The organism is Azonexus sp. GW821-FHT04F04 (assembly GCF_059420025.1).
Window position 1 is genome coordinate 21680 of record NZ_JBWKSX010000006.1, and the last position, 22092, is coordinate 43771.

General features: G+C 63.8%; 20 protein-coding genes. All 20 read left to right on the forward strand.

Annotated features, from left to right (window positions below; genetic code table 11):
* Positions 1-72: 72 nt before the first annotated feature.
* The 20 genes from cobN (at position 73) to AC07TV_RS12980 (ending at position 22052) form a co-directional block, all read left to right on the forward strand.
* A complete protein-coding gene (gene cobN / locus AC07TV_RS12885; RefSeq protein ID WP_494648761.1) occupies positions 73-4038 on the forward strand; it encodes a cobaltochelatase subunit CobN in 3966 nt (1321 codons plus the stop codon).
* On the forward strand, positions 4035-6164 hold the full coding sequence (locus AC07TV_RS12890) for a TonB-dependent receptor plug domain-containing protein (RefSeq protein ID WP_494648762.1): 2130 nt from the start codon (positions 4035-4037) through the stop codon (positions 6162-6164). The genes cobN and AC07TV_RS12890 overlap by 4 nt, the downstream gene beginning before the upstream one ends.
* A 26-nt stretch (positions 6165-6190) precedes the next feature.
* Positions 6191-6379, forward strand: a complete 189-nt coding sequence (locus AC07TV_RS12895) for a hypothetical protein (protein WP_494648763.1) — start codon at positions 6191-6193, stop codon at positions 6377-6379.
* Between the two features lie 37 nt (positions 6380-6416).
* Entirely contained in the window at positions 6417-6899 is a 483-nt protein-coding gene (locus AC07TV_RS12900; protein WP_494648764.1) for a MotA/TolQ/ExbB proton channel family protein, read from the forward strand.
* Entirely contained in the window at positions 6896-7219 is a 324-nt protein-coding gene (locus AC07TV_RS12905; RefSeq protein WP_226448025.1) for a DUF2149 domain-containing protein, read from the forward strand. Before AC07TV_RS12900 ends, AC07TV_RS12905 begins: the two co-directional genes overlap by 4 nt.
* A gap of 3 nt (positions 7220-7222) precedes the next feature.
* Positions 7223-7501 (forward strand): hypothetical protein, encoded by a 279-nt coding sequence (locus AC07TV_RS12910; RefSeq protein WP_494648765.1) that lies wholly within the window; start codon positions 7223-7225, stop codon positions 7499-7501.
* 27 nt (positions 7502-7528) lie between these two features.
* Positions 7529-8146, forward strand: a complete 618-nt coding sequence (gene rpsD / locus AC07TV_RS12915; protein WP_494648766.1) for a 30S ribosomal protein S4 — start codon at positions 7529-7531, stop codon at positions 8144-8146.
* 53 nt (positions 8147-8199) lie between these two features.
* Entirely contained in the window at positions 8200-8457 is a 258-nt protein-coding gene (hemP, locus tag AC07TV_RS12920) for a hemin uptake protein HemP (protein WP_494648767.1), read from the forward strand.
* An 82-nt stretch (positions 8458-8539) separates the two neighbouring features.
* Complete coding sequence (locus AC07TV_RS12925) at positions 8540-8749, forward strand: hypothetical protein (RefSeq protein ID WP_494648768.1); 210 nt, start codon at positions 8540-8542, stop codon at positions 8747-8749.
* A gap of 176 nt (positions 8750-8925) precedes the next feature.
* Positions 8926-9891, forward strand: coding sequence for a type II secretion system protein (locus tag AC07TV_RS12930; protein ID WP_494648769.1), 966 nt, complete (start codon positions 8926-8928; stop codon positions 9889-9891).
* Between the two features lie 124 nt (positions 9892-10015).
* Positions 10016-10945, forward strand: coding sequence for a type IV pilin protein (locus AC07TV_RS12935; protein ID WP_494648770.1), 930 nt, complete (start codon positions 10016-10018; stop codon positions 10943-10945).
* 16 nt (positions 10946-10961) lie between these two features.
* Entirely contained in the window at positions 10962-11477 is a 516-nt protein-coding gene (locus tag AC07TV_RS12940) for a hypothetical protein (protein WP_494648771.1), read from the forward strand.
* 3 nt (positions 11478-11480) lie between these two features.
* Complete coding sequence (locus tag AC07TV_RS12945) at positions 11481-12605, forward strand: type II secretion system protein (protein ID WP_494648772.1); 1125 nt, start codon at positions 11481-11483, stop codon at positions 12603-12605.
* Entirely contained in the window at positions 12602-14494 is a 1893-nt protein-coding gene (locus AC07TV_RS12950; RefSeq protein WP_494648773.1) for a hypothetical protein, read from the forward strand. Before AC07TV_RS12945 ends, AC07TV_RS12950 begins: the two co-directional genes overlap by 4 nt.
* The gene (locus tag AC07TV_RS12955; protein WP_494648774.1) at positions 14491-15213 is read left to right on the forward strand and encodes a hypothetical protein; all 723 of its coding nucleotides are present in this window, start codon (positions 14491-14493) and stop codon (positions 15211-15213) included. Before AC07TV_RS12950 ends, AC07TV_RS12955 begins: the two co-directional genes overlap by 4 nt.
* Before the next feature lie 3 nt (positions 15214-15216).
* Complete coding sequence (locus AC07TV_RS12960; RefSeq protein ID WP_494648775.1) at positions 15217-16299, forward strand: type IV pilus twitching motility protein PilT; 1083 nt, start codon at positions 15217-15219, stop codon at positions 16297-16299.
* On the forward strand, positions 16296-17903 hold the full coding sequence (locus AC07TV_RS12965; RefSeq protein WP_494648776.1) for a GspE/PulE family protein: 1608 nt from the start codon (positions 16296-16298) through the stop codon (positions 17901-17903). Before AC07TV_RS12960 ends, AC07TV_RS12965 begins: the two co-directional genes overlap by 4 nt.
* 5 nt (positions 17904-17908) lie before the next feature.
* Entirely contained in the window at positions 17909-19141 is a 1233-nt protein-coding gene (locus tag AC07TV_RS12970) for a type II secretion system F family protein (RefSeq protein WP_494648777.1), read from the forward strand.
* A gap of 8 nt (positions 19142-19149) precedes the next feature.
* Positions 19150-19749 carry a hypothetical protein gene (locus tag AC07TV_RS12975; protein WP_494648778.1) on the forward strand — a complete coding sequence of 200 codons (600 nt, stop codon included), beginning with the start codon at positions 19150-19152 and terminating at the stop codon, positions 19747-19749.
* Positions 19746-22052, forward strand: coding sequence for a type II secretion system protein GspD (locus AC07TV_RS12980; protein WP_494648779.1), 2307 nt, complete (start codon positions 19746-19748; stop codon positions 22050-22052). Before AC07TV_RS12975 ends, AC07TV_RS12980 begins: the two co-directional genes overlap by 4 nt.
* Positions 22053-22092 lie beyond the last annotated feature (40 nt).

Below are 22092 nucleotides of genomic sequence, written 5' to 3' on the forward strand. Positions count from 1 at the left end.
CCTGCGCCAGCCAGCCGGATTGCCGCCAGCCATGAACTTCGCCTCACTTCCGCAGAACGGACACTTGCCCGCATGAACATCCTTCGCTTCGCCTGCCTGCTCGCCGCCCTCTGCCTCGGACAGGGCGCCATCGCCGAAAATATCCTGATCATCGCTACCTCGCCGGTGCCGCCGGGCAAGTTCAAGGCTGTTTCCGAAATTGGCCAAAAATTCGGGGGGACCGTGGAAGCCAAATTCGCCGAGCGCATTCCGGCCGATCAGATCGCCAAACTGCTGGAAAACCGCGATTTTATCGTCTTCGACGCCGCCCGCAGCCACATGCAGGATGCCGTCAAGGGCAAGCTGGGCAAGACGCTCGATGGCCTGAAGACGCCGCACCTGTGGATGAAGGACAGCGGCCCGGCCGCCGCCGGCCTGCCCAAGGAGGTTGCCACCACCTTGCACGCCTATTACACCAACGGTGGGCGCACCAACTACGAAGGTTTCTTCGCCACCCTGGCCGCCCAGTTGCGCGGCCAGCCGCAGCCCAAGCTGGCCGCGCCCTTCGTCTTCCCCGACGACGCCATCTACCATCCGAAAGCGCCGAACCGCGTCTTCGCGACACCGGCCGAGTACTTCAAATGGCGTGGCATAGACCTCGCCAAGCGGCCACCGACCATCGCCATCGCCTTCCACCAGATCTACATCGGTGCCGAGCAGACCACCTTTATCGACGACCTCGTCGCCCGCATCGAAGCTGGCGGCGCCATCGCGCTGCCCTACTACGCCGGCGTGCTTGGCCCGCACAAGAAAATGCTGACCGTCGATGGAAAGCCAATCGCCGACGCCGTCATCAACACCCAGATCGTCCTCGACCCTGAAGGCCGACGCAAGGAACTGGCCGAACTCGGCATCCCGGTCACCCATGCGCTGGCCTACCGCAAGGGTGACGAAGCCGCCTGGCGCGCCGACCCGCAGGGCGTGCCGCTGATCGACGTGCCCTTCTATCTGGCTCAGGGCGAATACGCCGGCATCGTCGATGCCATCGTCGCCAATACCTCGGACAAGGCGAGCGGCGATGTCGTCGTTCTGCCGGAACAGACCGCCGCCGTAGCCAACAAGGCCTTGAATCTCGTCCGCTTGCAACGTCTGCCCAATGCCGACAAGAAGGTGGCGATGCTGTTCTGGAACTACCCGCCGGGCGAAAAGAACATGTCGGCCTCGTTCATGAATCTGCCGCGCAGCTTCGAGACGACGCTAAAAGCCATGAAGGAAGCCGGCTACGACACCCACGGCGAAACCGAGATTTCGCTTGTCACCAGTCTGCAGCGCCTGCTCGCGCCGTTCTACCGCGATGGCGAACTGGCCGGCCTGCTCCGCGACGGATTGGCCGAACGCCTGCCGGTCGCCGCCTACCGCGCCTGGCTCAAAAAGCAGCCATCAGCCATCCAGGACGAGCTGAACAACCGCTGGGGCGATCCAGAAAAATCAACCATGGTCATCGTCGACCGTGGCGAGCCGGTCTTCGTCATCCCCCGCCTCGCCGTCGGCAAAATCATTTTCAGCCCGCAGGCCCCGCGCGGCGAACGCTGGGAAGACAAGGAAAAGTCCCTCTACCACTCGACCAAGGCCGCCCCCTCGCACTTTTACCTCGCCCACTACCTGTGGCTGCGCGCGCATTTCAAGGCTGACGCGCTGGTGCACTACGGCACGCACGGCTCGCAGGAATGGCTGCCCGGCAAGGAACGCGGCCTGGCCGTCACCGACTACCCGCTGCTCGCCGTCGGCGACATGCCGGTGGTTTATCCCTACATCGTCGACAACATCGGCGAAGCCTTGCAGGCCAAGCGACGTGGCCGGGCGGTCATCGTCACCCACCAGACGCCGCCCTTCGCCCCGGCCGGCCTGCACGAAGCACTGACCCAGATTCACGACCTGCTGCACCAGTGGCTGGCGCAGGACGACGGCGCGGTCAAGGACAAGCTTGCGGTCGACCTGAAAAAACGCGTCAAAAAGGAACACATAGACCGCGACATGGGCTGGACTGAAGCGCGTATCGACCGTGAATTCCGCCCGTTCATCGACGAACTGCACAACCATCTGCACGAACTGGCGCAGACGGCGCAGCCGCTCGGCCTGCACACCTTCGGCACGGCGCCGCTCGACAAGCACCGCCTCGGTACCGTGCTGCTCATGCTCGGCAAGGGTTTCGGCGAGGCGGCGCTGCGCCAGGCCGGCGTCAAGGAGGACGACCTCGACGAACTCTTCGTCGGCGACTACACCAAGCTGACCGAATCGCCGCCCTACCGCCTGCTCGCCGACCTCATCACTGGCGGCGCTGCCCTGCCAGCCGATCCCAAGCTCGCCGCACAGCTTGAACAAGGCCGCCGCTGGTACGCCGACCTCGGCGCCCAGGGCGAAATCGCCGGCCTGCTCTCGGCCTTGGCCGGCCAGCATCGGCCGACCTCCTACGGCGGCGACCCGATCAAGAACCCGGACGTCCTGCCCACCGGCCGCAACCTCTACGGCTTCGACCCCTCGCGCGTGCCGACCAAGCAAGCCTGGGAAGCCGGCAAGGAAGCCGCCGACGCGTTGATCGCCGCACAGACGGCCAAGACTGGCCACGCCCCGAAAAAACTCGCCTTCTCGCTGTGGTCGGTGGAAACCATGCGCCATCAGGGCATCCTCGAAGCGCAGGCGCTGTGGACCGTGGGCGTCGAGCCGGTGTGGGATGCCGGCGGCCGGGTCATCGACGTCAAGCTGGTGCCGCGCGAGCAACTCAAGCGGCCGCGCGTCGATGTCGTGCTCTCGGCCACCGGCCTCTACCGCGACCATTTCCCCAACGCCATGAAGCAGCTGGCCAAGGCCGTGCAGCTTGCCGCCCGCGCCAACGAGGCCGACAACCCGCTGTACGCCAACAGCCGGACCATCGCCGAGCGGCTGATCGCCCAGGGCATCCCGGAAGCAGCCGCCAACAAGGCCGCCGAAACGCGCATCTTCTCGTCGGAATCCGGCCGCTACGGCACCGGGCTGGACGATGCGGCGCTGGCCACCGATACCTGGAAGAGCAAGGGTGAAGCCGACAAGAAGCTAGCCAATCTCTACCTCTCCAAAATGCAGTTCGCCTACGGTGCCGACGAGGCCGACTGGGGCGTTCAGGGCATCGCCGGCGCCGAGGGCAAGGCAGCCCGCCTCAACCTCTACGCCGAGCACCTGAAGGGTACCGAGGGCGCCGTGCTGGCCCGTACTTCCAACCTCTACGGCATGCTGACCACCGACGATCCCTTCCAGTACCTCGGCGGCATCGGTGCTGCGGTGCGGGCGCTCGACGGCAAGGCGCCGGAGCTCTACATCGCCAACCTGCGCAACAGCGGCGCCGATGGCAAAGGGGGCAAGATCGAAGGCGCCGCCCAGTTCCTGGCCAAGGAACTGGCTACCCGCAACTTCCACCCCGGCTACATCCAGGGCCTGATGGCCGAAGGCTACGCCGGCACCTTGCAGGTACTCGACGGCATCAACAACTTCACCGGCTGGACCACGGTATCGCGCGAAATTGTGCGCGACGACCAGTGGCAGGAGTTCGTCGACGTCTATGTCCGCGACAAACACAAGCTCGGTTTGAAAGACTGGTTCGAAAAGAACAACCCGCATGCGCTGGCCCAGAGCATTGAGAAAATGCTCGAAATGGCTCGTCACGGCTACTGGCAGGCCGACGCGAAAACCGTCGCTGAACTGAAACAGCGCTATCAGGAACTGGCCAAACGCCATGACGTGAAGAGCGATAACGCCGCATTCGAGAAATTTGCAGCGGCTGGTTTCGGCCTGGCTGCACAGTTACCCGCACCGGCGCCTTCGCCAACCCGGCCGCAAAGTGCAGCTGATCTCGTCGCACCGCCCCCACCGCCAGCCCCTCCAGTAATCACCGGCATGAAGCTGGAAAAAGTGGACAAGCAGCCCCCACCGCAACCACCGCTCGCCCTGGCTGGTGGCGCCTTGCTGCTGCTCGCCACGACGGGCGGCGCACTGAGCGTCGTTCGCCGCCAGAGGAAAGCCGCATGAATGCCAGCCTGAAACCGCTGCCCGCCCTGTTGGTTGCGCTGTTCACCGGCAGTGCATTGGCCGACGAAGCGACAACACTCAAGGAAATCACGGTCACCGCCACGGCCGACGCCGAGAGCGAGCGCCAAACTGCCGTCACCCAGAAGACCGTCATTGACCGCAAGGAAATTGAGGCGCTGGGAGGCCTGACCGTCGGTGAAGTGATCCGCAAGCTGCCCGGCATCGAGGCCGGCGCCCACAGCGGCGACGGTGGTCCATCGGCCAACGCCCGCGGCATGGGGCGCGATTCCGTGCAATTTCTGGTCGATGGCGAGCGCCCTTCGGCTAATGCCCGCTATGCCTTGACCACTGTCGGCCGTCTGCCGTCCGGCGAACTTGAACGCGTCGAAATCGTGCGCGGCGCCTCGGCCGAGCATGGCGGCAGCGCGGCGGTTACCGTCAATCTGATCATGCGCAAGACCCGGCCGCAAAACTCAACTGCGCTGAAAGCGGCCGTTGGCCTGCGTGGCGACGAGCCGAACGGCCAGTTCACGCTGAGCCAGGGCGGTGGCGATAAAGGGTTTTCGTGGATTGTGCCGCTCACCATCAACCACCATGCCATGCCGCTGGAAAAAACCACCAGCCGCCAGCAAAGCAGCAGCGGCACACGCACCCTGTGGCAGGAAGAGCGCGAAAGCAGCCCCTACCAGCTCAACGAATTCATCGTCTCGCCGCGCCTGACCTGGCGCGATGGCGAGGGCAGCCTGTCGCTGTGGCCCAGCCTCTATCACAACCGGGGCGAACGGCGCAGTGAGTTCAGTCGCGACGCCTACGCCAACCCGGCGTCCGGCACTGGTCTGGCCGCCGACGGCAGCCGCCACGAGCGCGAAGAAAGTCAGCTGACCATCGCCCGTCTGCGCGCCGAGGGCGAGCGCAAGACCGGTCTCGGCAAACTGTCCGGCCGCGTTGCCGTGATGGGCGCCCGCCGCGAGCAGGACACCGACCGCACGTGGATCGACGCCGTCGGCAACCGTACGAATGGCCGCGAGGAAATCCGCCGCGACGAGCGCGAACTCTCCTCCGCCATTCGCCTCGACCGCAGCGTCGGCGACGGCCTGTTTTCGGCCGGTATCGAGCAGAGCTGGCACCAGCGCGAGGAAAGCCAGCAGGCCACCGGCAGCAGCGTCTACGTTGGCGACTTTGAAGCCAGCGCCAGGCAATGGACGGCCTGGCTACAGCATGAATGGGCGGTCGCCAAGGCCCTGACGCTGACCTACGGTCTGCGCGGCGAACACATCGGACTCGAAGCCGACGGCCGCCAGAGCAAGGCCAGCCAGCTAGCGCCATCGCTGGCCGGGCGCTTCGAACTGGCAACCGACCTGATCCTGCGCTCATCTCTTGGTGCCGGCTTGAAAGCACCGAAACTTGAGGAAATTTCCGGGTTGACCGTGCGCGGCACCGGTTTCAATAGCCCGCTCGAAGCGGACCGTGCCGGCAATCCAAACCTGCAAGCCGAGCGCAACATCAACTCGGAACTGGCGCTCGACAAGCACTTGCCCAACGAGGCCGGCACCATCGGCGCCAATATCTACCTGCGGCGCACCGAGGATTTCATCGAACAACGCGCCGCACTCGAAGGCAGCCGCTGGGTGGATCGTCCCTACAACGAAGGCACGGCCCGTCACTGGGGGCTGGAACTTGACGCCAAGCTCAAGGGCGACGCCTTTGGCTGGAAAGGTGCGGCTATCCGCAGTCACCTGACGCTCCCCAAGGCCCGTGTCGACGACGAGCGTCTCGGCATAACCCGCGACGCCCGCGACCTGCCGCGCTACCAGTGGAGCCTTGGCGTCGACCAGGCGCTGGCCGCCTGGCAGGCCAGCACCGGCTTCCAGCTCAACCTGTTCGGTGCCACCAAGACCGACATCCCGGGCGAACTGACGACCCGCCAGAAGGCCCGAACGATGCTCGACCTCTACATCGCCCGCCGCCTGACGCCGCAGCTCAACCTGCGCCTGGAAGCCCAGAACGTGCTCGGCACCGACACCCGCCGCCTGGCCGGCGCGTGGTCGGGCAACGACAACTGGTCGCTGGCGACAAGCGAGCGCGGCCAGCGCAGCGTGATGCTGTCGCTGGAGGGCAAATGGTGAGTCCAGTTTTCATCGAGGAGAGGTTCATGGCATCGATCCGGCATCCACAGCAGCAGGACAGGGAAAACAAGGAGCAACGGGTGCTTTATCTCCTGATGGCGGGCGCCCTGCTTCTGGCGATCGTCACCGTTGTCCTCAGCATCTCCGACCTGATCGAACTGATTGATCTTCTTGCCTCCCCACCAGCTCAGCCAACTCGCCCACAAATCCCTTAATCGTCACCCCAATTTTATTGTTTTCCCTGGAGTATTCATGCCCAACCTGATCGAACTTTCGATGTACCAGATCTCGCAGCTCTTCCTGATCCCTACGCTGCTGCTGATCGCCGCCCTCTTCCTCTACGCTTTCTGGGTGCTCGGCGAATTTGCCCTGCTCGCCATCTATCGCCGGCGCGGCCAGGGGCGGCCGCTGGTTTCCATTTTTAGGCAAAATTTCCGGTTGACCGTGGATGAGCTCGATGTCATCGCCCACAAGCTGCTCGAAGCCCCGCGCATCGCCAGCCGGGTAACCCCGATGCTCGGCCTGGTCGCCACCATGATCCCCATGGGCCCGGCGCTCAAATCGCTCTCCGACGGCAACCTGGCCAAGGTTTCCGACAACCTGACCATCGCCTTCTCGGCCGTCATCCTGGCGCTGATCGCCGCCTCCATCACCTACTGGGTGGTCAATGTCCGCCGCCGCTGGCTGGCCGAGGAAATGCTGGAGATCGAGGCGCTGCGGAGCCAGACAGCATGAGTCTCAAGCTGCTGCACGAACCGGAAACCGAGGACCCGATCCTGTCGGTCGTCAATCTGATCGACATCTTCCTCGTCATCATCGCCGCGCTGCTCATCACCGTGGCGCAAAACCCGCTGATCAACCCGTTCAACAAGCAGGACGTCACGGTCATTACCGATCCCGGCAAGCCGACCATGGAAGTGACCATCAAGAAGGGCGAGAAGATCGAGCACTACAAGGCCAACGGCAACATCGGCAGCGGCGACGGCGAAAAGGCCGGCGTCGCCTACCGCATGAAGGACGGCTCGATGGTCTACGTCCCGGAAGGCAAGGAGTAAGCCATGAGCGACAACTGCGAAACCGACCCCATGCCCATCGACCTGCGCCTGGCCGCCATCGTCACCCTGCTCTCGGCCTCGGCCCTGCGCGGTCCGACGGTCGCCAAGACCGCCGCCCTGCGCACCCACCTGTTCACCGCCCTCGCCGACGAGACGCTGGCGCCGCAACTGCGCGACGCCCTCGAACAATCCCTGGCCGGCTGGCGCGCCGTGGACTGTCACCCGGCCTCGGTCAGCGTCCCGCTCTGCCCGCTGACCGCACCCGGCCAATCTTTGCACTAACCCGCTTTACATACCAAGGAGAACCCAATGTCCCGTTATACCGGCCCCCGCCTCAAAGTCCTGCGCGCCCTCGGCGTCGACCTGCCCGGCCTGTCCCGCAAGTCGATGCAGGAACGCTCCCAGCCGCCCGGCCAGCATGGCGCCAAGAAAAACGCCGGCCGCAAGTCCGAGTTCGGCCTGCAACTGATGGAAAAGCAAAAATTGCGCTACAACTACGGCCTGACCGAACGGCAACTGCGCCGTGTCGTCGTCGATGCCAAGAAAGATCGCGGTGCCACCGGCGACAAACTGGTTGAACTGCTCGAACGTCGCCTCGACAACCTCGTATTCCGTGCCGGCTTTGCCCCGACCATCCCGGCCGCCCGCCAGCTGGTCAGCCATGGCCAATTCCAGTTGAACGGCAAGCGCGTCACCATTCCGTCCATCCGCATTCGCATCGGCGACAGCTTCGGCCCGACTGATGCCGGCAAGAAAATCGACCTCGTCCGCGCCACGCTTGAAGCCCCGGCACTGGATCGGCCTGAATGGATCACCTACGACGCCGCGACGCAAACGGCCCGCCTGAGCCACCTGCCGGAAGGCGACTCAGCCCCCTTTCCGCTCGACCTCCAGCGCGTCGTCGAGTACTACGCCACGCGACTATAACCAGCCCGGCCGGACGCTCGATCATCGTCAACCAGCAACCAGGAGTCATGCACATGCAAACCACGAAACAACTGCTTCGCGCTCCGTTTCTCGGGCAAAAGAACAACGGCGTCACAGCATCTCACGCCAGCGATGCCGACGCTCCGCCCCGCTTGCCGAGAGGTCCGGCCGTCAATATTCCGTCTGCACTTGTCAAAACCTACACCAGCAATGAACTGTTTGGTGCCGGATGTGAATTGGCCATTGCCCACCGCGGCGAGCGCTACTCCCTGCGCATCACCAGTCTCGGGAAACTGATTCTCACAAAGTAGAAAAAGTTCAATAAAACACTTGCATATCGTATTGAGAATCATTATTATTTAAGCAACCAACCATATACAAGGAACATGTAGCGTGGAAGCCCTTGATCGCCCGGCAGCACTTGATGCTGCCAACGCAACGGTGCTCGCCAAACTGAATGACCTCTACCGTGAAGCCTTCTTGCATGACGGCTTTGCCGAGCTGAAAGTGGAGATACGAATTCTTCGACGCGGCCAGAAAGAAGTCATTTTGCATTGCGGAAAGCAGTACCGATACGTCATCAACTACGCGCCCGCTAACTAAGGCGCCAACGAATCAAAGCTTCCGGCCGGGGTGAGCCTGGCGGATGGCACAAGTAACAGGCTGGCAGCGAGGGGCTGCAGCGAATACATCCGGAATCCTCCGGAACTTTCGTAAAACAACCTGGTGCAGGAGTCCCTGGGGAAGGGATCCGAGACCATCCGTTAGGAAATCTTTACATGTTGACCAAACTCCTGGCCATGACCAAGGCCGAACTGAAGTCCAAGATCCAGTCCATCGACGAATCCGCAATCAAGGGCCGCGCCCTGCGCCGCCAACTGGCCGGCATGAAGAAGAAGGAAGGCGGCTTCACGCTGCTCGAACTGCTCGTCGTCGTCGCCATCCTGGCCGCCATCGCCGGCACCGCCACCATCATGCTGCACGACACCGACAAGAAGGCCTTCGCTGCCGCTCACGTTGCGATGATGGACGAACTGTCCAAGGGTATTTTGACCTTCAAGCAGATCAACGGCACCTACCCGAACAATTGGGATTCGCTGATGGCCAGCGCCGACGGCACCCTAACTGCTGCAGCGCCAACCGTCCTGCTCAATTCCGCCCTCTACGACGCTGCCACTCCGGCCAACGGCGCCATCATTAATGGCACCATCACAGCTGCCGAACTGGCCACGCTGACCGAAGTCGGCATCACCACCGTACGGGTTATCGATAACAGTATTGCAGGCTGCGCCCCAACCATTACCGCTCCCTCCACGACCCCCGCAATTGTTAACACCATCAAGGACAAGACCAACGACATCACCGTCCAGAACATCTTCCGCACGGCGGCAGCCAACGGTTGCGGTGCCGTACTAAATGCCGCGTTGGCCGCCACCACGCCAGTCATGGTCTGGCAGGGTGACCTGACCCGCGTTAATGCCCCGGCTGGCTCCAAGCTGGTTGCCTTCGGCATCGGACCGGACACCACGTTGTTCCAGTCCACCCAATACGGCGGTCTGACCAATACTCCGATTTATCGTCACGTCGCAGCGACCGAGTACAACCGCTTCGTTGCGCTGTTCAACGTTACCTCTGACCCGACCAGCCCGACCAACGGCAAGGCCACCCTGCAGGCCATCGTCGACGGCGCTGGCGATACCAAGGACGAAGAACTCGGCGAGTTTGACAACGTTCGTCCGACCTAATCAGGTCTGAGCTGAGTTTCACCGGAGCGGGCGACTGACCCCGTTCGCTCCACCCGGAGGGCGCCGATCACACGCCGGCGCCCTCCACCTCTCCCGAATCAAGAATCGAGAATCGAGAATTTCCATGGCGCTGTCCAAGGCAGGTGATCTGCGCGACCGCGGCTTTACGCTGGTCGAATTGCTGGTGGTTTGCGGCATCCTCGCCGCGCTGGCCTATACCGCCTGGGGCGGCTATGTCGGCGTTCAGCAAAGCGCCGAGGACGACATCGCCCGCGCCGAAATGCAGCGCCTGGCCGATGGCCTGAAGCGCTTCAAGGGCGATACCGGCTATTACCCTGGACAGGGGCCTTTCGTTCTTGCCACTGTCGGCACTACCGAAACAGCTACCGGCAGCGGCTTCGACTGCACGCCGCTGGGCGGCGTCCTGCGTAGCTGGGCGGCGCCCAATGCTGATGCCGACCGCGATGTCTGGTTCGCCTCGCCGGTCAACCTCGCCCTATTGTTCGACCGTCCCGCCTTGTGCGCCAACCACCCGCTCGCCTTCCTGAGCCGCTGGAACCCGGATACCCGTCGTGGCTGGCATGGCCCCTACCTCGACACCGCTTCACGCAAGTGGGTCGACCACGGTACGGATTTCAACGCCGACCAGTTAAACAATGTCGGCCCCGGCGCCAATCCGCCTTACGGCGATGGCAACCCGCTGGCTGGCAGCAAGATTCTTGATATTCCGGCCTTTGGCGCTGGTCCCCGCTACCGCGCTGCCGGTCCGACCTGGGGCGGTTGCAACGGCCAGGAACTGACTGCCGGCGCCTGCATGCTGGGCTGGCGGGAAATGCCGCGCGAAACCATCGGCTACGACGCCGCCAGGCAAGAACTACCGGCCCACGCCCGCCCCTTCGCCGTCTTCGGTCTGGCCGACAACAACGACACGCCGCGCATCGTCTATTTCGGTCGCGACGGCAAGTACGGCGGCCGCAATGCCAGCGATCCCTGCCTGCCCAATGTCCTCGCCAGCTATGGCAACGACGACGTGGTGCTCTGCCTGGCCCCCTAACTCCCAAGGAATTTCGATGCTACCGCCCACCTCCCTTTCTCCGTTCATGTCGCTGGCCGGCATGGCCCTGGGCCTCGTCCTGGTCGGCATGTCGCCGCTCAGCGTCGCTGCCGATAGCGCGCCCACAGCAGCGCTCAAAACGAACATCCAGGAAAATCAGACGGCCTACAAGGAGGTCAATCTCAGGGAACTGGTTAGCAAGTCGCGTACCGAAATTCCCGGCCAGCGCATCATTTTTGCACCCTCGCCGGTCAAGTTTCAGGCCACGCTGGCTGTGATGCCGTCGCCGCAGAAGGCGGAATACCTGATGGCCGCCCTGTCGATGATGAAGGTTTCCGATCCGCCCAAAGTCAGCCAGCGCATCGGCCTTGATTTCGGTGGCGAGAAGGCGCTGGCCGCCTACATCGACGATGCCGTCGCGGCCCGCCTGGGCGGCTCCGCCAAGGTCGGCCAGGTGCTGACCTTCTACGCCTTCCACGTGTACAACAACAACCGCGGCCCGGCGCTGCTGATTACCTCGTTCGGCGACTGATCCATGCTCCGCCGCCCCGTTCGCCACCTGCCGCACGGATTCACGCTGATCGAGTTGCTGGTCGTCGTCGCCGTGCTATCGGCCGCCTCGCTGCTCGCCTTCGGGGTTTTCTCGGAAGACCGGACGCAGATTCGCTACGACGACACGCGCCAGCGCTTGCAAATCCTGCGCCGGGCCATTCTCGGGCATAACGGGCCGGCAACTGGTGAGGCGAGCGCCGGCTTTGTCGCCGACAACGGCGCGCCGCCTGCCGATCTAGTCACGCTGCTGCAAGTCGGAGCGCTGCAGGCGCGGGCAGCCCGCTCGCCGATTTTCGACCCCAAGCCGGACGATACGACCTGCGCCAACGACGGTAGCGCGGACGATATCACCCTGGTAGCCACGTCGCCTGCCACGGCCCCCAATGTGTTTGCACCTGCAGCTCAACTGGTCAAAGGCCACGGCGGTGACTACTTGGGTGGGCTGGCCGTGAATGGGCGGTTCCGCGATGGCTGGGGTAATGTTTCGAGCACCGACGATGCCGTCAACTTTGGCTGGAATACGGTGTTCGACAGCGCCGCGAAGACGCTGACCATCACCAGCCTTGGTCTCGACAATGTCAGCGGCGGTTCCGATTTTGGCTCGGATTTCGGGTTGACCGTGGCAACCAACGACTGGCTGATACCGATCTCCGGTTGGACAGTGCAGGTCAAGAACCGGACCAACGCTGACATTAACGCCAATTCGGAGGGTTTGTCCGTCAGCTTGCTGGTTTATGCCAACACCGCCGGTGGTGATAAGTGGTACCGCTATGCCACAGCGACACTTCCTTGCCTGGATGCTGCCTACGGCACCTCCAGCGACGGGCAATGCATAAACAACAGCAATGTGACAGTTGCTGGAAGCTCGACGGTGAGCGCAGCCTTCCATGACGGCTGCAAACCTGGCGTCACCGTTCCTGGTCAAGGCCGTATTCCGCAGGGCCGTCATTTGCTCGTGCTCAGCCGCAACGGCTTAACCGGCAATCCATGGACAACCGACGACAAGGTCACCTGGACAATCTCCCCGGCGGTATCCAGCCCGATCCTCTCCCAGATCGACGCCATTGCCGGTCGCAACCTGCCGGCCGTTACGCTGGAAATTCGATGAAACATCTATTCGGCAGCTTGAGCAAGGGCTGCGAGTTCCGGGATGCGGCGGAGAAAGCGTCGGCGCCCCCACCAGGCTGGCACACAGCCATCGCTGCCCTGCGCGACAAGTTCGGCGCCGGCACCACCACCTGGCTGCTACTGACCTGGGACGTCGGCGGCATGGAGGCGGCGCTGATGCAGGTCGGCAAGGATGAAGGCAGCCTGCTGGCCGAGGCATCCTCGCCGCAAGGGCGTTTTTCTGCCGCGCTGGACGAAGTATTGCAACGCCTCGCTGTCGCCACGCCGGTACGCCCCAAGCGGGTAGCGCTGGCCGCCCGCCATGTCCTGCCGACGGTCATCGACCTGCCGGTGCAGCCTGACAAGCCGCGCCGCCCGGAACAGATGCGCGAACTGATCCAGGCCGACCTCGAGCCGGTGCTGGCCGAGTTCGGCAGCCTGTGGTCGATGGGCGCCCTGCTCCAGGCACGTGGTTACCTGACGCCGACCGACCGCGAACAGATCACCATGGAAGAAGCAGTGCGCCGGCAAAACCGGGGCAGTCAATTGCGCTATGGAGAAATTGCCATCGAACTGGAGCTAATCGAGCGCGATGCGCTGGATGAATGCCTCGACCAGCAAACCGCCCTGCAGAACCTCGATGCCTCGACATTGGCCGGCTGGCGCGGGCGTATCGAGGACAAGCACCCGCTCTGGCTGGTCTGCGGCGTCGGCCGTGCGACTTATGGCGAATGGCAGGAGGCTCTTTCCCGCCGCAACCTGCATCTGGCGGCGACGCTGCCGCTCTCCTGGCTGGCCAGCGACCCAGAGGCGGCGGAGCTGAGCCCGACAGACGGCCGTCGCGAGCAGCCGGCTCCCTGCATCGATCTTGAAATTCACGCCGAGGAAGTGGTGGCGGTCCTGCGCCGCCGCGGCCGTGTCGTGGCTACCCGCAGCGAAGGACGGATCGAGCGCGCACCGGCCGCCGACTGGGTGAACCGGATCGTCGCCGACTGGACAGCCGAGTCGCGCGCCCAGATCGCCATTCACTTCATGGACGCGGCTGACGACGAATTCGGCGAATCACTGGCCGATGCCCTGAACCTGACCACCGGCCACCCCTGCGTGGTACACCGAGCTGCGGCAACCCGTCAGGCGCTCTGGCGCAATCTCTTGCGCGAAGCGAGCGCACCCATTTCGCGACTGCCCCGGATGGCGGCCGGAGAACTGCGCGGATCGCCCTGGAAGAACCCCGATGTGCACCGCCTGCTGGCCCTGTGCGGGGTACTACTGATCCTGGCCGGTGCCGAGGGATTCCAGCGCTACCGCCTGTACACGCTCGAAAACAGGATGGTCGAGCATCAACGCAAGGAAAAACAGCACAGCACGACCGCCCAGCAGGAAGCCCAGGTCAACCTGAAACTGGTCGAGCTCAGCAAGGGCCTGGACGCCACGCGGCGACAACTCGAACCGCTGCTCAACGACCGTTCGCGCCTGGCCCGCATCATCGCCATGCGCGTCGATCTGCCCGACCTGCTCTACTTGCTGGCGCAGGCGGTCGGCAGCGATGCGGTCATGGAGGAAGTACATAACGACAACACCCATAGCGCCGGCTCGGCCATCCAGGTCATCGCCTGGTCGCCTAGCTACACCGGCGCCCAGGATTTCGTGAACCGGATGGCCGTGCTCGCCCGCGAGAAGGGCTATGGCCTGTCCCAGATGGAAATCCGGGAACGCAAGGGACGCAACAATCGGCGCGGCCATGAAGTGAAGTTCTGGCTGCTGCTCGAAGACAGCGACCTGGAGGGCAACGAGCCGTCGGCAGCGCGGACCGCCTCGCCATCGGCCTCGCCCGCACCGGCTGGCACCGGTATCTCGTCACAGGCTCCGGCACTGAGGACAAACCCATGAGTACCAGCCCAATGGAAAAATGGCTTGCCCAGTGGCACGAATGGCGCCGCAGTTGGGAAAAGCTGCCGACGCAGGATCGCAACCTGCGTACCGCCGCTGTCGCGGGGGTGCTGATTGCACTTTATGCCGCACTACTCTGGCCACAAAGCAACAAACGCATCGACAAGCTGGTCTACGACCTGGAAAAAATGGCTGTCCGCCAGAAAAACGCCGCCAAGGCCGAGGCGAAGCCACTGGTACCGCCGCCCAGTCTGGGCGGCAAGAGTACACGCGAGGCCGAACTCGAATTGCAGGCCCTCAGAGCCCAACTCGACGATGTCACGCTTGAACTGCGCGGGCTCAATGCCCGCTTCGTGCCGCTCGACGACAGCCTGGCGATGAATGCCCTGAAAAGCGGCCTGACCAATCTAGCCGAGGCCGGCGACATGGAGGTCATGGCCATCGAGCACGTCTACACCCGCAGCGAGGACAAGGACAAGCCGCCCACCCCGCAGATGCTGCAGGAGGCAGCCAGGGGCAACCCGTTCAAGCGGCCGCTGATCGTCCTGCGCGCCCGGGCAAGTTTTCGCGGCCTGATGCAGTTCCTCGACGGTCTCAACCAGTTGCCTTACGTCGCGGCGCCGGTCGGCAGCGACATTCAGGTCGAGGTTGAGCGCGATCCCAAAACCAATGTCCCCATCCGCCAGTGGCTGGATGTGCGCATCAAGTTCGCGGTGTAAGGGATGATCGAGGCACTCATCAATTTCAATGCGCTGCTTGAGCAGGTGGTCGAGCACCAAGCCTCCGACCTGCATCTGGCCGAGGGCCGAGCCGCCAGTTGGCGATTGCACGGCAATCTTGCGCCCATAAACGACAAAGTGTGGACGCAAGCCATGCTCGATGGCCTGCTCGGCGAACTGCTCGGCCCGCAGCAAGGGCGCGATCTGGCCGAAAAGGGCACGGTCGACCTCGGTTTTACGGCAAAAAGCGGCGAGCGTTTCCGAATCAACGTTTTTCGCTCGCTGGGCCGGCCGGCCCTGGTTGCCCGCCACCTCCCCTCGCGCTTTCTCAGCTTCAACGAATTACGCCTGCCTGAGAGCGTTCGCCAACTCGCCTCATTGACCGACGGCCTGGTGCTGGTCACCGGCATTACCGGCAGCGGCAAGAGCACAACGCTGGCCACCATCATCAACGAAATCAATACCAGCCTGCCGGTGCATATCCTGAGCATCGAGGATCCGGTCGAGTTCGTGCATACGCCCAACCGGGCCATCATCAGTCATCGCGAGCTGTACACCGACGTACCGGATTTCGCCAGCGCCGTGAAAGCTTCACTGCGCGAGGATCCGGACGTCATCCTGGTCGGCGAATTACGCGATACCGAAACCATGCGCGCTGCCTTGACTGCTGCCGAAACAGGCCACCTGGTGTTCTCGACGCTACATACGGCGGATACCAGCGGCGCCATCGAGCGCTTCATTGGCGGCTTCCCCGGAGACGAACAGTCGGTAGTCCGCCATCGTCTGGCCCTGGTCCTCAAGGCCGTCGTCGCCCAACAGCTATTGCCACAGAACGGACGACCGGGACGGGTCGCGGCCGTCGAAGTGCTGCAAGTTACGCCGGCTGTCGCCAACCTGATCGCCTCAGGGCGCACGGCGCAGATTTATTCGGCCATCGAGTCGGGCCGCGAAGCCGGCATGCAGACTTTCGACCAGGCGCTGGCCGGTCTCGCCCGCGACAACCTGATCGCCCTTGACGAAGGCCGGCGCCTGGCCCGCGACCCGAATGGCTTCGAGCGCCTGATGCGCCAGGGAAGAAGCGCATGAGCACGATGAACGAAGCGACGCTGATCAATGCCGGCCTGCAGGCCGAGTTGTTCGACCGCGACCTGGTCAACCGCCTGCGCGCCCAAGCCCGGGCGACGCGCATGACGCTGCTCGATGCCCTGTCGCGCGAACTCGGCTTGCCGCGCACAGCCTTCTACCTGGCGCTTGCCCAGATCCATGGCCTGCCCTATGCCCAACTGGAGCGCTGGGAACTGGATCTGGCCGCCGCCAGCCGTCTGCCCGGCACCCTGATCAAACGCCACCCGATGGCGCCGATGCGTACGCCCGAGGGCGAACTGGTCATCGTGCTGAGTGATCCAAGCGACCAGTTGGGCATTGAGACCGCAAAACGCGTGCTGGCCGGCATCGAGTTGCGTCTGGCCGTGGCCGACCCGGAAGCGCTGGCGCCGGTGCTGGCCCGCTTTGCCCCGGCCGATGCCCGCGACAGTGCGGCCGAAGACCCGGTCGCACTGTTCGATCGCCTGCTGCGTGACGCGGTACTGCGGCGGGCTTCCGACATCCATATCGAGAGCGAAAAGGAGGCGGTCAAGATCCGCCTGCGCGTCGATGGCCGCATGCAGGCCTGGGGCAGCCCGCTCGGCAAGGGACTGGGCGAAGGCATGATCTCGCGCATCAAGGTGCTCTCCGGCATGGACATCGCCGAATCGCGCGCCCCGCAGGATGGCGGCCTGAATTACACGATCAACGAACAGCCGGTCGAAATGCGCGTCGCCTCGGCGCCGACCAAGTTCGGCGAGCGGCTGACACTGCGCATCATGAAAAGCGATCCCGGCCGCCAGACGCTGGATTCGCTCGGCATGCCGCCCTTCATGATCGAGCGCCTGCGCGAAGCGCTGGCCCATCCACACGGCATCGTGCTGGTCACCGGCCCGACCGGCAGCGGCAAGAGCACGACGCTTTACGCCGTGCTGCGCGAAATGGACGCCAACGCGCTGAACATCCTGACCGCCGAAGATCCTGTCGAACAGGTGATTCCTGGCATCTCGCAAGTTCAGGTTGGCGGCAAGATCGGCTTTGCCGACGCCCTGCGCAGCTTCCTGCGCCACGATCCGGACGTTATCCTGGTCGGCGAAATCCGCGATTTCGATACTGCCGATGTCGCCCTCAAGGCGGCAACGACCGGTCACATGGTGCTGTCCACGCTGCACACCAACACGGCGGTGGGTGCCATCACCCGCTTGTCCGACATGGGCTGCGAGCGTTTCCTGATCGGCGCCACGCTGCATGGCGTCATCGCCCAGCGACTGGTCCGCATGCTCTGCCCGCACTGTCGCGAGACGCGCCCGGCCACAACAGAGGAAAGGAGTCTGCTCAAAACAGCGGAGGACGAAGCATGCAGCATCGCCGAGCCAGTCGGCTGTCCACGCTGCCTGGGCACCGGCTATCGCGGTCGAATCGGCGTTTTTGAGTCGCTCTGGCTGGATGGCGAGTTGGCCGAGCGGATCGGCAACGACGCCAGCGAGCGCGAACTGATGCAGGCCGCCGGCAATTACTGGCGGCTGGGCGACGACGCCCGTGACAAGGTTCGCCAGAATCTGACCAGCCTGGCCGAAGTCCGGCCCTACCTGCGCATGAACGGGTAAGCGGCATGGCGACATTCAGTTATCTCGGCCTCAACGCGCAGGGCAAGGAATTGCAGGGACAATTGCAGGCCGCCGACCTCAACGAAGCACGCACGCTGCTCCGCGGCCAGGGCCTGCGCATCCTCGAACTGCAGCAGGGCGACCTCGAAAGGCGCTCGCTGCTCGATGCCGTCCGTGCGCTCGTACGCTGGTTCCATAGCGGGCTCTCTGTGCGCAACAGCGACCTGATGCTCTTTTATCGGCAGATGCAGTTGATGCTGCGGGCCGGCCATACCATTCTCGAAGCCCTGGATGCGGCGGGCAAACTGTCCAGCCGGCTACGCTTGACGATGCAGCTTGACCGATGCGCCGACCGCATCCGTTCGGGCAGTAGTTTCTCGGCGGCACTGGCCATGGAGCGTTCGACTTTCCCGCGCATCGCCGTCAAGCTGGCCGAAGCCGGAGAGGCTTCGGGCGAGCTCGACTCGGTCTTCGACCGCCTGGCGGCCCTGACCGAGCGCCGGGCCGACATTCGCCGGCAACTGATGACGGCCCTGACCTATCCGAGCATCGTTCTGCTGGCAGCGATTGGTGTTATTTCGTTCATGGTCGGTTCGGTCGTGCCACGCTTTGCGGTATTCCTGCAGTCGCGCGGCAAGTCGATCCCCTGGGCGGCCAAAACGATGATGGATATCGCCGACTGGCTGCAGCGCTGGGGCGGCATGCTGGTCCTGGGCATTGCCGGAACGATCGTCGGACTGATCGTGTTGCGCCGCTTCCCTGCCGTTCGCCTGACCATGGATCGCGTTTTCCTGCACGTCCCCATCCTCGGCAGCACGCTGATGGCGGCGGCCATGGCGCAGGCGACCTGGACCTTCGGGTTGCTGCTGAAGAGCCGCCTGACAGTGCTTGAGGCCCTGCGCTCGATCACCCAGATCATCGGCAATGCCTCGCTATCAACTGCCTTCAATGCGGCCTGCGAACAGGTACTCGAAGGCCGGGCACTGGCCGTCGCCCTCGACCGCCAGCCCATCCCATCGCTGGTCCGCCACATGGCGGCGGTCGGCGAACGCAGCGGCGAGATGGAAGACGTCATGGAAGCGCTGGGCAAGCATTACCAGAAAGAGCTGGATGCCCGCGTCAAATTCCTGTCGTCGATGATCGAGCCGGTCCTCACCCTGCTCATCGGCGGCATCGTCGGTTTTGTTTACTACGCCTTCTTTCAGGCCGTCCTGGCCGTATCGACAGGAGGCGGCTGAGTCCATCCATGCCCCATCGCATCCCCAAAAATACCTCACATAGTTTCGCCTGTGGCCTCCTGATACTTGCCCTGAGCGCTCCGACATTGGCCCAGAACAAGGCCATGGAGTTATCGCGCGACAAAAGCGTCGACCTCCAGCCGACGATGCGCGAGAACCTGGCGACCATCGGTCGCTATGCCGAATCGGTGAACCGCCAGGTCGGCAAGCTCTCGGGAGACCCCGGCCAAGCCGAACCCGCCGTGCCACCTGAAGCGCCGGCCAGGCACGAAATCCCGGCGACGCGGCGACTGGACACGATGATCGACCCCTTCGAAGTTTCGCCGCAGTTGCGCGATGGCCGCCGCTCGCCGGGCAGCTTCAGCGGCCTGCCGGTGGCCAGCAAACTGGATGTGCAGCGCCAGATCCAGGTCAAGGCCCTGCTCGTTACGCCACGGGGTCGCGGCGCACAACTGCTGGTGCGCGGCCAGCAAGCCATTCTCGTCAAGGACGGCGACCTCGTCGATTTCGGCGACCTCGGCACTTTCACCATCCATGTCGGCACCGATGAAGGTGTCACCCTGACCAATCCTGGGCTGCCCCAGGGCAACAAGATCACCCTGCGATGAATACGAAAATCCATTTTCCCCTGATCGTTCTCGCCGCCAGCCTGATCGCCCTGCCAACGCTGGCCATTGAACCGGAGCAGTCGCCGGCCAGCCGGGGCAAATCTCCGGCCCGGGCGAGCGAGAAAGCGCTTTCGCCGGGCGTGCTCGGCAATATCCAGCTCTCCCAAGTCAGGCTTGAAGAGGTCGCCCGCCTGCTCTCGCAGATCGGCAACGCAAACGTTGTCGTCACCAGCAAGGTTTCCGATCTGACCGTCTCGCTCTATCTGCGCAACGCCAGCGTAGACGACATGGTGCGCAATCTGTGCCGGGCTGCCGGCGTCTGGTATCGCGTGGACTCGGCCTCGAAGACCTACGTGATCATGAGCGGCGAGGAGTACCAGAAGGATCTGGCCATCGTCCGCGACGAGAAGACGCAGGTCTTCACCTTGCGCCATCACAATGTGGTGTCGACAGCCAATGCCATCAAGGCGCTGTTCGGCGCCCGCGTTGCACTGAGCAACCCCATCGAGGAAATGCCCCCCACCTCTCTGGGCAGCGGAAACCGGACAGCGGCTGGCGGTCGGGGCGGATCCGGCAGTGGCTCCGGCAACCGGACGGGAAGCGGCAGCGGTAACCAGAGTGGCAACAACAATGCCATGGGCAATGCCGGCGTGATGGGCAACAACATGATGGGTAACACCGGCATGTCCGATAGCCAGCAGGGCATGGGCAATCAGGGACGTGCCGGCGGCGGAAGCCAGGGCGCCGCCGCCAATTACGACCCGACCACCGATCTGGGCCGGATGAGCCAGGACCGGATGGCGACGCAGACGCGCCTCGACGCCAACGGCCAGCCCGCGCTCTCGGGCTCCGACATTCAGGAAATGGCCGCCCGCCAGGGGCCGGCCATCCTCGTCACCTACAACAAGCTGAACAACCTGCTGATGGTCCGTACCGGTGACGAGCAGGCGCTGAAGGAGATCGGCAAGCTGGTTTCGGACATGGACCGTCCGCCCAAGCAGGTGCTGCTCGAGATGAAGATTCTTGAAGTGACACTCGATGATGGGTATCGCTCGGTTTTCGATATTGGCCAGAGCGGCAAAGGTACGACGAGCGGTCCCAGCGGATGGGGCACGACCAATTCGGCGGGGGTCACCAGTCGCAACAGCCTGGGCACCGGGCTTTTCGGCCTCGAATCCAATGCCAATCTGATCTGGCAGGTCATGAGCAGCAACCTGAGCCTGCGCCTGCAACTGCTGGCCAACGAGAACAAGCTCAAAGTGCTGTCCTCGCCTATGCTGGTCGCTGCCAACAACCAGATCGCCAGGCTGTTCATCGGCGACGAACGCATCCTGACCGTCGGTGCCTCTTCCCAGAGCGTGACCGGGACGACCGGTGCGACGAACACGACGATCACCGTCGAGACGGAAAAACGCGATGTCGGCCAAACCCTGGCCATCCTACCGCGGATCAACGGAGATCGTTCGATCAGCCTGACCGTGGACCAGGACAGCTCGACCGTCAAGATCGGCGATGCGACGATCCCGATCTCCACAGCAGCCGGCAATGTGATCTATTTCCCGATTGATACGGTCAATACCGCCAACCTGCAAGTCACCGCCCACGCCAAGGATGGCATAACGGTCGCCATCGGCGGCATGATCAAGGAAACCGTCACCCGCGACGACGAGAAGGTACCGGTACTCGGCGACGTGCCGGTGCTCGGCTTCTTCTTCAAGCGGGATGTCCGCGCCAAGGTGCGCACCCAGATTGTCCTGCTCATCACCCCCCGCATCATCGAGACGCCCGAGGAAGGCGACAGCATCGCCACCACCAAGACGCAGGACTTCAATGCTACGACGGCGACCTTCCCCACGACCAAGACGGTTCCCAAGCTGACCAACGACTGGCCGGTCGCCCCGCCAACCGGCATCGACCGCAGCAATGCCCGTGATGGCGATGCCGCCTATGCAGCGCTGGCCCGTTCCGCCGCGGCGGCCGTGCTGCAACGCAGTCCGAACAAGGCGCCGCCGGATGGCCTGAGCGCTGTGGCGCCAGGTGCGCGGAAATCCATGGTGCTCGACAACGGCATGGCCGCCGACGTGGCTGGCAGTTGGCTGCGCGACGGCCTCTACGTAACCGCTCTGCGCGTCAGCAACTGGAGCGCCCGCAACGCAACGCTGCAGGCGGCCGCCCTGCCCGGCCGGTGGTCGGCCATCGTCATCGAGAACCCGGAACTCGGACCCGACGGCAGCGCCGAAGCAGCGACCTGGCTCTATGCCATCTCGCGGCAACCCTTCGAGCAGGCCCTTGATCTTCCATGATGCTTTTCGATTTTCGCCTTTTTTTTCGGTTGACCGTAGC

Excerpts from the sequence above, each read along its gene's own strand:
- AC07TV_RS12940 (WP_494648771.1), top strand. The coding sequence starts at position 10,962 with ATGCTACCGCCCACCTCCCTTTCTCCGTTCATGTCGCTGGCCGGCATG.
- AC07TV_RS12960 (WP_494648775.1), top strand. The coding sequence starts at position 15,217 with ATGATCGAGGCACTCATCAATTTCAATGCGCTGCTTGAGCAGGTGGTC.
- hemP (WP_494648767.1), top strand. The coding sequence starts at position 8,200 with ATGCAAACCACGAAACAACTGCTTCGCGCTCCGTTTCTCGGGCAAAAG.
- AC07TV_RS12970 (WP_494648777.1), top strand. The coding sequence starts at position 17,909 with ATGGCGACATTCAGTTATCTCGGCCTCAACGCGCAGGGCAAGGAATTG.
- AC07TV_RS12955 (WP_494648774.1), top strand. The coding sequence starts at position 14,491 with ATGAGTACCAGCCCAATGGAAAAATGGCTTGCCCAGTGGCACGAATGG.
- cobN (WP_494648761.1), top strand. The coding sequence starts at position 73 with ATGAACATCCTTCGCTTCGCCTGCCTGCTCGCCGCCCTCTGCCTCGGA.
- AC07TV_RS12980 (WP_494648779.1), top strand. The coding sequence starts at position 19,746 with ATGAATACGAAAATCCATTTTCCCCTGATCGTTCTCGCCGCCAGCCTG.
- AC07TV_RS12895 (WP_494648763.1), top strand. The coding sequence starts at position 6,191 with ATGGCATCGATCCGGCATCCACAGCAGCAGGACAGGGAAAACAAGGAG.
- AC07TV_RS12975 (WP_494648778.1), top strand. The coding sequence starts at position 19,150 with ATGCCCCATCGCATCCCCAAAAATACCTCACATAGTTTCGCCTGTGGC.
- AC07TV_RS12900 (WP_494648764.1), top strand. The coding sequence starts at position 6,417 with ATGCCCAACCTGATCGAACTTTCGATGTACCAGATCTCGCAGCTCTTC.
- AC07TV_RS12910 (WP_494648765.1), top strand. The coding sequence starts at position 7,223 with ATGAGCGACAACTGCGAAACCGACCCCATGCCCATCGACCTGCGCCTG.
- AC07TV_RS12935 (WP_494648770.1), top strand. The coding sequence starts at position 10,016 with ATGGCGCTGTCCAAGGCAGGTGATCTGCGCGACCGCGGCTTTACGCTG.
- AC07TV_RS12965 (WP_494648776.1), top strand. The coding sequence starts at position 16,296 with ATGAGCACGATGAACGAAGCGACGCTGATCAATGCCGGCCTGCAGGCC.
- AC07TV_RS12950 (WP_494648773.1), top strand. The coding sequence starts at position 12,602 with ATGAAACATCTATTCGGCAGCTTGAGCAAGGGCTGCGAGTTCCGGGAT.
- AC07TV_RS12945 (WP_494648772.1), top strand. The coding sequence starts at position 11,481 with ATGCTCCGCCGCCCCGTTCGCCACCTGCCGCACGGATTCACGCTGATC.
- rpsD (WP_494648766.1), top strand. The coding sequence starts at position 7,529 with ATGTCCCGTTATACCGGCCCCCGCCTCAAAGTCCTGCGCGCCCTCGGC.
- AC07TV_RS12930 (WP_494648769.1), top strand. The coding sequence starts at position 8,926 with ATGTTGACCAAACTCCTGGCCATGACCAAGGCCGAACTGAAGTCCAAG.
- AC07TV_RS12905 (WP_226448025.1), top strand. The coding sequence starts at position 6,896 with ATGAGTCTCAAGCTGCTGCACGAACCGGAAACCGAGGACCCGATCCTG.
- AC07TV_RS12890 (WP_494648762.1), top strand. The coding sequence starts at position 4,035 with ATGAATGCCAGCCTGAAACCGCTGCCCGCCCTGTTGGTTGCGCTGTTC.